Consider the following 2,744-nt stretch of genomic DNA (forward strand, 5'->3'; position numbering starts at 1 on the left):
GCCCTGGAGCGCACCGTGATCCGCGCGCCGTCGCCGGCGTGGTGGGCGCCCGCGGCGTGCGCGTCGGCCAGTATGTCCGGCCGGGCGGGCAGATCCTGTCCATCGTGCCGCTGGGCGACGCCTATGTGGTCGCCAACTTCAAGGAGACCCAGATGGACCGCCTGCGCCTGGGCCAGACGGTCGAGATCCGCGCCGACGCCTTCCCCGGCCAGCACCTGGTCGGCCATATCGACAGCTTCGCCCCGGCGACGGGCTCGGAGTTCGCCCTCATCCCGGTCGAGAACGCCACCGGCAACTTCACCAAGATCACCCAGCGCGTGCCGGTGCGCATCCGCGTGGACCGCGGCGCGGGCGCCGCCCTGCGGCCCGGCCTGTCGGTCGAGGTCAAGGTGGACTTGAAGAGCGAGGGCGGGCTGAGCTTCGCCGAGCGCCGTCGGCCAGATCCAGACCGCCGCGGTCGTCCAGTAACCTTCGTCATCCCGGGGCGCTCGAAGCGCGAACCCGGGACCCAGGAGTTCGGCATGAACGGCCGTCCTGACCCGTCTATCGAGCGCGAGGCCCTGGGTTCCGGGTTCTTCGCATCGCGAAGCCCCGGAATGACGGGGCGGGTGTGAGCATGACAGATCAAGCCGTCGCGGCCCCGCCGTCGGAACAACCCAAGGTCAACTGGACGGTCCTGCTGCTGGGCTTCGCCGGCATGGTGATCGGCCAGTTCATGGCCATCCTGGACATCCAGATCGTCGCCTCGTCCCTGCCTCAGATCCAGGCGGGCGTGGGCGCCTCGGCCGACGAGATCAGCTGGATCCAGACCGCCTATCTGATCCCCGAGGTGGTGATGATCCCGCTCTCGGGATACCTGTCGCGCCTGTGGGGGACCCGCAACGTCTTCCTGGCGTCCTGCGCCGGCTTCATGCTGATGAGCGTGGCGGTCGGCCTGTCGGCCTCGGTCGAGCAGATGATCTTCTTCCGGGCGATCCAGGGCTTCGTCGGCGGGGCCATGATCCCGACGGTGTTCGCCGTCGCCTTCACCGCCTTCCCGCCCGCCCAGCGCGTCACGGCCAGCGTCATCATGGGCCTGATCGTCACCCTGGCCCCGACCGTGGGGCCCACTCTGGGCGGCCACCTGACCGAACAGATGAGCTGGCGCTGGCTCTTCTTCATCAATGTGCCGCCGGGGGTGCTGGTCCTGTTCCTGGTCGCCCGCTACGCCAATTTCGACAAGGGCGATCCCAGCCTGGCCAAGGGCTTCGACTGGTGGGGCCTGGCCCTGATGGCCGTGTTCCTGATGAGCCTGCAGTTCGTGCTGGAGGAGGGGGCCAAGAACGACTGGTTCGCCGACGACCACATCCTGCTGCTCAGCGTGGTGGCCGCGCTGACCGGTCCGGCCTTCGTCTGGCGGGCGCTGAGCTACTACAACCCGATCGTCGAGCTGCGCGCCTTCGCCAACCGGAACTTCATGGTCGGCGTCGTGATGACCTTCACCGTCGGCGCCGCCCTGTTCGGCGGGACCTTCCTCTTACCGCTCTTCCTGGGGCGGGTGCGCGGCTATTCGTCGGCCGAGGTGGGCACCACCATGGTGGTCTCGGGCCTGGCCATGTTCGCCACCGGTCCGTTCGCGGGCCGGCTGGTGCGGCTGGTCGATCCGCGCGTCCTGATGTTCGGCGGCTTCATGATGTGCGCCTGGGCCATGTGGGACGCGCACGCCGTCACCACCGAGTGGGGCTTCTGGGAGTTCGCCGGCGTCCAGGCCTTCCGCGGCGTGGGCGTGATGATGGCCATGATCGCCTCGCAGCAGGTGACCATGTCGACCCTTCCGCCGCACATGGTGAAGAACGCCTCGGGCCTGGTGAACCTGTTCCGCAACGTCGGCGGCGCCTTCGGCCTGGCGATGCTGAACACCTCGCTGACGACCAACACCGCCGCCCACATGAGCGAGCTGACCCAGAACATCACCGTGACCAACGGCCCCATGCAGGCCATGATGGCCGGGATGCAGGAGCGGTTCGCCGGCTCGATGGATCCCGCGGGGGCGGCGATGAAGGCGATCTACAACATGCTGAACCGCCAGGCGACGACCCTGGCCTTCGGGGACGCCTTCGCCATGCTGGCCCTGGGCTGCGCCGCCGCCGCCTTCGTCACCCTGATGGCCCGGCCGGTCAAGGCGCAGGCCGGCGGCCCGCCCGCGGACGCGCACTGATGCCGAGGGTTCCCGGGCAGGTCGACGAGGCCAAGACCGAGGCCATCCTGGAGGCGGCGCTGGCCCTGTTCTCCGAGAAGGGGGCCGCGGCCTCGATGGGCGAGATCGCCCGCCGCGCGGGGGTGTCGCGCCAGACGCTGTACAACCGCTTCCCCACCAAGGTGGAGATCGGCCGGGCGCTGGCCGCGCGCCGCTCGGACGCCATCAGCGCCCCCCTGCGTTCAGGCGGCGATCCGGAGACGGTGCTGACCGCCTGGGCGTCCGCCCTGCTGGAGAAGCTGTGCGACAACGACGCCAAGGGGTCGATGCGCGGCGTGGCGCTGATGTCGCCGCACGCGCCGGACCTGGCTCAGGCGATCTACGAGGCTGGACCGGCCGAAGGCTTGCGCCGTCTGGCCGCGTGGCTGGCGGAGCAGGACTCCACGGGGGCGCTGGCCGTTCCCGATCCGCGAGCGGCCGCGGAGATGTTCGCCGGCATGGTGCTGGGCCACGGCCACCTCAGAAGCGTTCTGGGGGTGCGGCATCCCGCGTTTCGACCGCCCGGCGC

General features: G+C 70.0%; 2 protein-coding genes and 1 pseudogene. All 3 read left to right on the forward strand.

The window, feature by feature from the left end; genetic code table 11:
* Positions 1 to 440 (forward strand): annotated as a pseudogene (locus AC2W7C_RS16320) (HlyD family secretion protein); the annotation flags it as partial.
* 176 nt (positions 441 to 616) lie between these two features.
* Positions 617 to 2,197, forward strand: a complete 1,581-nt coding sequence (locus tag AC2W7C_RS16325; protein ID WP_486002338.1) for a DHA2 family efflux MFS transporter permease subunit — start codon at positions 617 to 619, stop codon at positions 2,195 to 2,197.
* The coding region (locus AC2W7C_RS16330) for a TetR/AcrR family transcriptional regulator (RefSeq protein WP_486002339.1) at positions 2,197 to 2,744 on the forward strand (548 nt) is incomplete at its 3' end. The genes AC2W7C_RS16325 and AC2W7C_RS16330, both read left to right, overlap by 1 nt.

This window comes from Brevundimonas sp. CURTG3B2_SDJG (assembly GCF_057364705.1).

Coding starts and splice junctions, on each gene's coding strand:
- AC2W7C_RS16325 (WP_486002338.1), top strand. CDS start 617: ATGACAGATCAAGCCGTCGCGGCCCCGCCGTCGGAACAACCCAAGGTC.